Below are 6,662 nucleotides of genomic sequence, written 5' to 3' on the forward strand. Positions count from 1 at the left end.
TATGAAAACACCTAACTTTGTATATGAAAAAACCAGTGAAGTTAACTTCACTGGTTTTAATTAATTTATTGTAAAACTTGTCAACCTATTTTAGGACGACTCAAAAAAAATAAAACTAGTAGTTGAAAAGTTCTTCTAAAGAAACTTCTTCAATAGCTCCTAATTTTTTCAATGCTTCAAAATCTAAATTTTCTTTCTTGCCAATAATAGCCGTGTTGTACTTTTTAGTTTTTACTTCTTTATTGAAAAAGTCATTCACATTATTTAGTGTCAGTGCTTGAATATTTTTATAGACTTCTTTACGGATATCATAATCGAAACCTAGTTTTTTCAAATTTAACTGATTAAAGAAAATGTTTGTTTTGATAATTCTCGAAGAAGCAATTTGCTTTAAAGAAGAATCTTTTGCATTATTAAACTGTTTTTCAATTTTAGGCATTTCATTCAATAATACAGAAAGCGCATCAACAGCTTGTGGTAATTTGTTTGCTTGAGTTCCAATAGAAACTTGCATATAATCGCTTAAGTCTTTCTCCGAAGCTGTTCTGTAAGTTGCGTTTGCAGAGTAAGCCAGCGATTTTGATTCTCTTATTTCCTGGAAAACAATAGAAGATAATCCGGAACCGAAGTAAGAGTTGAATACATTTACTGTTCCTGCAATGTTGAAATTGTATTTTTCACCTTTTGCAATTCTGCTCATTTCAGCCTGTACCATATCGTAGTTAGCAAAATAAACTTTGTTTTCCGTTACCGGTTCAGTATATTTTTTTGGAGCTGGAATGGCTTTGTCAGCATTCAGGTTGTGGTATTTTTCTAATGTTGCCTGAATTGGTTTTAAATCATTACCATAAAAGAAGATCTGATGTTGGTACTCATTAAGGCCTTTTAGGATTGCTGTTAACTCAGAAGCATTCATTTCTTTCAATTCTTTTTCAGAAAGAATATCTCTGAAACGGGATTCTTTACCGTATTTTGCATAATTTGATAAAGCAATAACGATATTTTCTTTACGTTTTTTAGCATTTGCACGGCTGTTCAGAATTGTTGTAACTGTTGTGTTGTATACATTCTGATCTGGTTTTATGTTTTTCAGAAGGTTTTCTAACAATTCAATTCCTTTTGGCAGATTGCTTTCTAATCCGGTAAGTGTAATGTAACTTAAATCATTTCCTGCACTTACAGAATAAGTAACACCTATTTTATAAAATTCCTTTTTTACATCTTCAGAACTTAATTTATCAGTACCTAAAAAGTCAAGCATTCCGATCGCCAATGATAATTTCTTGTTATGGTCAGATCCCATATTGAAAATATAATACAGATTGGCTATTTCGTTCGTATTGTTTTTAACAAAACTGATGTTTGTATTTTTTAGTTTTTTAGTTTGGATTTCTTTTTTGAAATCAACAAAAACAGGAGAAAGTTCGGTAGTGCTTAATTTAGCAAACGTCTTGTAAAATTCAGATTGCGCATCTCTGTTTAATTGAATAGGAGTAATGCCAGGATTTGAAACACGTACTAATTTGTCGTTAACCCCTTTTCTTTTATAGATAACTACATAGTTGTCTTTGTAAAAATCATTAGCAAACTTCACGATGTCTGCTTTAGTAAATTTTGATAATTCGTTAATTTCGGATAAAACCTGTTCCCAGCTTCTTTTTTCAATGAATGAATTATACAAAGCAGTTGCCAATCTATCACCAGATTCGAAGTTTTTCATTCTGTCCAGTTTCATATTGTTTATGATAGCCTGAATCATCCATTCATCAAAGTTACCTTGTTTGATTTTAGCAATTTCAGCAAGAAGTAATTTCTCTCCTTCTTCAAGCGTTTGTCCTTCTTTTGTAGATAAGGTCATTGCATGGTATCCATAATCATTGAAAGTCGTAGAAAAAGATCCTGCGCTTAATGCTAATTGTTTTTCGTTAATATCAATATCGATTAAACCAACATCACCTGAATTAGACAATATATTAGAAGTAATGTCGGCTAACATAGCTTCTTTTGTTCCAGAACCAGATGTTCTCCAAGCCATCATTAGACGTTCGGCAGTTGGGCTTTTTACTTCTCTTCTTACAACAGAAGTCATTGGTTGTTCAGACAACATCTTTTTCATTGGCAATTCTTTGTATTGAAATGAACCAAAATACTGATCAACCATTTTTATGGTTTTATCAAAATCCAGGTCTCCAACTAAAACTACTGCCATGTTATTTGGCACATAATAGGTGTCAAAATAATTGTGGATGGCTACCATAGATGGATTTTTCAAATGCTCTGATTTTCCAATTGTAGTTTGTTGACCGTATGGAGTTACCGGGAACAAAGCGTTCATTAACTCAAAGTTTACCAAACGGCCATCATTATCCTGTGAACGGTTAAATTCTTCGTATACAGCTTCTAATTCTGTATGGAAAAGACGAAGGACTAATTCTGAGAAACGTTCTTTCTCAACAATCATCCATTTCTCCAATTCGTTGGCAGGAATATTGTTTTTGTATACTGTTTCATTAAGAGAAGTATGAGCATTTGTTCCTTTGGCTCCTAATGAAGAAATCAGTTTGTCGTATTCATTTGCCACAGAGAATTTCGAAGCTTCCTGAGAGACTTCGTCTATTTTTTTATAAATTGCTTTTTTCTTTTCAGGATCTGTTTCTGCTTTGTGTTGTTCGTATAGATCGGAAATTTGAGCAATCAGTTTTTTTTCAGTTGGCCAATCCTGCGTTCCTATTTTGCTGGTTCCTTTAAAAACCATATGCTCTAAATAATGAGCTAATCCCGTATTGTCTGAAGGGTCATTATTAGATCCGGTTCTTACCGGTATATAGGTCTGAATTCTTGGTTCATCGCGATTTTGTGCCAGATATACTTTTAAACCGTTTTTCAGTGTATAAACACGAACTCCGGTTTTGTCATTTTTGACTGTTTCGTAAGTGTACCCTTGTGAGTCTTTCATCTTTTCTGTTATAGCTGTTTGTGCATTAACTGTCGTGAAGCCCAGCAATGCAATAAGGGGTAAAATTGTTTTTTTCATTTATTAAGAAATTTTTAATAAAAATAAAGAAACAAAAAAAACTATCCTCTAAAATTTTGTTAAAGTGAGTCAACAGTTAGGATAAGAGTCGAAATGCTTCTCAATTTTGGTTAAAAATAAAAAATCCCACCTTGCGTTAGCAGATGGGATTTCTATAGTAAGTAAGTTAAAATTGTTTGTTAAACGTTATTTTACTTTTTTAAGTATTGTCTTGAAAGCTTCTGGGTGATTCATTGCTAAATCTGCAAGAACTTTACGGTTCAATTCGATATTGTTAGCTTTGATTTTACCCATGAATTGAGAATAAGACATTCCTTCCAATCTAGCTCCAGCGTTGATACGTTGAATCCATAAAGCACGGAAATTTCTCTTATTTACTTTTCTGTCACGGTAAGCGTAGCACATTGCTTTCTCAACCGCATTTTTCGCAACTGTCCAAACGTTTTTACGACGACCAAAGAAACCTTTGGCTTGCTTCATTATCTTTTTTCTTCTTGCTCTTTTAGCAACTGAATTTACTGATCTTGGCATAATTTTTACATTTTTTTTGTAGCAGGCGTTCCGAATTTAATCAAGGACACTTAATGGCCATACTCCAAGGTTATTAAATTGTTTTAAACCTAAAGAATTATTTTATGGTAATTGACAATAAATTGTCGATTAGATAATTCTTAATTGTTGTTTGATGCTTTTCTCATCTGTTTTGTGAACTAGAGTTGAGTGTGTCAACGCTAATTTACGTTTCTTAGATTTTTTAGTCAAAATATGACTTTTAAAAGCGTGCTTTCTTTTAATTTTTCCAGAGCCAGTCACTTTAAAGCGTTTCTTAGCACTAGATTTGGTTTTCATTTTAGGCATAATTTCCCTAATTTATTTAATTTAACTTACTTATTCTTTTTATTTGTTTGCTTTCTTTTTTGGAGAAATAAACATAATCATTCTTTTTCCTTCAAGAACAGGCATTGCTTCCACTTTTCCGTATTCTTCAAGATCTTGCGCTAAACGCAATAATAAAATCTGTCCTTGTTCTTTATAGATGATAGATCGTCCTTTAAAGAATACAAACGCTTTTAATTTAGATCCTTCTTTCAGGAACTTCTCAGCATTCTTTCTTTTAAAATCGTAATCGTGCTCATCTGTCTGAGGGCCAAAACGAATCTCTTTTACTACAATTTGAGTAGACTTTGCTTTAAGTTCCTTTTCACGCTTCTTTTGCATGTAAACAAACTTTTTATAGTCCATGATTTTACATACCGGCGGTTCAGCGTTTGGAGAAATTTCAACTAAATCCAATTCTAATTGGTCAGCTAATTTCAATGCTTCCGAAGTTTTAATAACTCCAGGTTCAACATTGTCTCCTACTAGACGTACTTCAGGAACACGAATAAAATTGTTTATTCTATGCTCATCTTTTTTTTCTACTCGAGGCTGGTAACCTCTGTTGTTTCTAATTGCTATGGCTCTTATTTTTTAGTTAGACTTCAAATGTTTTTAATGTTTTGCTGATTTCTTCGTTAACAATTTTAGCAAATTCGTCAATTGTTACCGTAATATTGCCTTTTCCTTCCTGACCATGTCGTCTCACGGAAATCGTTCCGTTTTTCTCTTCTTCCTCTCCTACGATCAGCATAAACGGCATTTTCTGAACTTCAGCCTCTCTAATTTTCTTCCCGATTGTTTCATTTCGGTTGTCAATTAGGGCGCGAATTTCGTGATTTTCTAGCAATTCTAAAACTTTTTTCGCATAATTTTCATATTTCTCACTCAAAGATAGGATAATAGCCTGTTCCGGCATCAGCCAAAGAGGGAAATTTCCTGCTGTGTGTTCCAGTAAAATAGCGATAAATCGTTCCATCGAACCAAAAGGAGCACGGTGAATCATTACAGGTCGGTGTAACTCATTGTCAGAACCTTTGTATGTCAGGTCAAAACGTTCCGGTAAGTTATAATCTACCTGAATCGTTCCAAGCTGCCAGCTTCTGCCTAAAGCATCCTTAACCATGAAATCCAGTTTTGGTCCGTAAAAAGCAGCCTCACCGCTTTCTATCACATAATTCAACCCTTTGTCTTTCGCTGCACTGATAATTGCATTCTCTGCTTTTTCCCAGTTTTCAACGCTTCCTATATATTTGTCCGGATTGTTCAAGTCTCTTACGGAAACCTGAGCGGTAAAGTTTTCAAATCCTAAAGAACCAAAAACGTACAATACAAGATCGATTACTTTTTTGAATTCAGAATCCAACTGATCCGGTGTGCAAAATATGTGTGCATCATCCTGAGTAAATCCTCTTACACGAGTCAGACCGTGTAGCTCGCCGCTTTGTTCGTAACGGTAAACAGTTCCGAATTCAGCATAACGCTTCGGCAGGTCTTTATATGACCAAGGTTTAGTATTGTATATTTCACAGTGGTGCGGGCAGTTCATAGGTTTTAGTAAAAACTCTTCACCTTCGGCCGGTGTGTGTATCGGCTGAAAACTATCTGCACCGTATTTCGCATAATGGCCTGAAGTAACATACAGTTCTTTTTGTCCAATATGTGGAGTAACCACTTGCTCGTATCCTGCTTTTTTCTGGGCTTTTTTCAAGAATTGCTCCAAACGATCGCGTAAAGCAGCTCCTTTTGGTAACCACAATGGCAATCCCTGACCTACTTTTTGTGAGAAAGCAAACAAATCCAATTCCTTGCCCAGTTTTCTGTGATCACGGCGTTTTGCTTCTTCCAGCAACTCCAGATAATCAGTCAGATCTTTTTGTTTAGGGAAAGAAATTCCGTAAACGCGAGTCAATTGTTTGTTCTTTTCATCACCTCTCCAGTACGCTCCGGCAACACTCATGATTTTCATGGCTTTGATAATTCCCGTATTCGGAATATGGCCACCACGGCATAAGTCGGTAAAAGTCGAATGATCACAAAAAGTAATCGTTCCGTCTTCCAGGTTCGAAATCAATTCGGTTTTGTATTCGTTGTCTGCATACATTGCTAAAGCGTCAGCTTTTGTAACCGGACGCATTTTAAATTCATGTTTCTCACGGGCAATCTCCAGAACGCGGTCTTCAATCGATTTGAATTCCGCATCTGTAATTTTCTTGTCGCCAAAATCCACATCGTAATAGAAACCATTGTCAATAGCAGGTCCCAGCGTCAGCTTAATACCTGGGAATAATTCCTCAAGCGCCTGTGCCATCACGTGCGAAGTAGAATGCCAAAACGCTTTTTTACCGTCTTTGTCATTCCAAGTATATAAAATAAGAGAACCATCGGTGGTCAATTCCGTCGCGGTTTCAACCGTCGTACCATTAAAAGAAGCAGAAATCACGTTTCTTGCTAATCCTTCGCTTATACTTTTCGCAACATCCATAGGAGAAATGCCTTTTGCAAACTCCTTAACCGAACCGTCAGGTAATGTAATCTTAATCATTATTTTAAATTTATGACCGCAAATATAGTCGATTCGCAAAAGACATACAATATATATAGAGTATGTTTTTTGTTTTTATCGTATTCTTAGCTTGTACAGGTTTTTGGCGTGTCCCTCACGGCCGCTTCGTTTGGTTAGGGGATTATTTTGTGTTCGGGTCGGGCACTTCGTTTCAATCTTTTATTACGCTGTGCTTCATAAAAGGAT

5 protein-coding genes are annotated in these 6,662 nt (G+C 35.2%); all 5 read right to left on the reverse strand.

Annotated features, from left to right (window positions below; translation table 11 throughout):
• Positions 1-115 precede the first annotated feature (115 nt).
• Complete coding sequence (locus tag ACRDEC_RS16755; RefSeq protein WP_431499519.1) at positions 116-3,034, reverse strand: M16 family metallopeptidase; 2,919 nt, start codon at positions 3,032-3,034, stop codon at positions 116-118.
• Between the two features lie 186 nt (positions 3,035-3,220).
• On the reverse strand, positions 3,221-3,565 hold the full coding sequence (gene rplT, locus ACRDEC_RS16760) for a 50S ribosomal protein L20 (RefSeq protein WP_431499520.1): 345 nt from the start codon (positions 3,563-3,565) through the stop codon (positions 3,221-3,223).
• Between the two features lie 129 nt (positions 3,566-3,694).
• A complete protein-coding gene (gene rpmI / locus ACRDEC_RS16765; protein WP_091398482.1) occupies positions 3,695-3,892 on the reverse strand; it encodes a 50S ribosomal protein L35 in 198 nt (65 codons plus the stop codon).
• A gap of 39 nt (positions 3,893-3,931) precedes the next feature.
• Positions 3,932-4,486 carry a translation initiation factor IF-3 gene (gene infC, locus ACRDEC_RS16770; protein ID WP_431499522.1) on the reverse strand — a complete coding sequence of 185 codons (555 nt, stop codon included), beginning with the start codon at positions 4,484-4,486 and terminating at the stop codon, positions 3,932-3,934.
• A 22-nt stretch (positions 4,487-4,508) separates the two neighbouring features.
• The gene (gene thrS, locus ACRDEC_RS16775; protein WP_431499521.1) at positions 4,509-6,455 is read right to left on the reverse strand and encodes a threonine--tRNA ligase; all 1,947 of its coding nucleotides are present in this window, start codon (positions 6,453-6,455) and stop codon (positions 4,509-4,511) included.
• Positions 6,456-6,662 lie beyond the last annotated feature (207 nt).

This window comes from Flavobacterium sp. (genome assembly GCF_050696275.1).
Taxonomy (GTDB): Bacteria; Bacteroidota; Bacteroidia; order Flavobacteriales; family Flavobacteriaceae; genus Flavobacterium.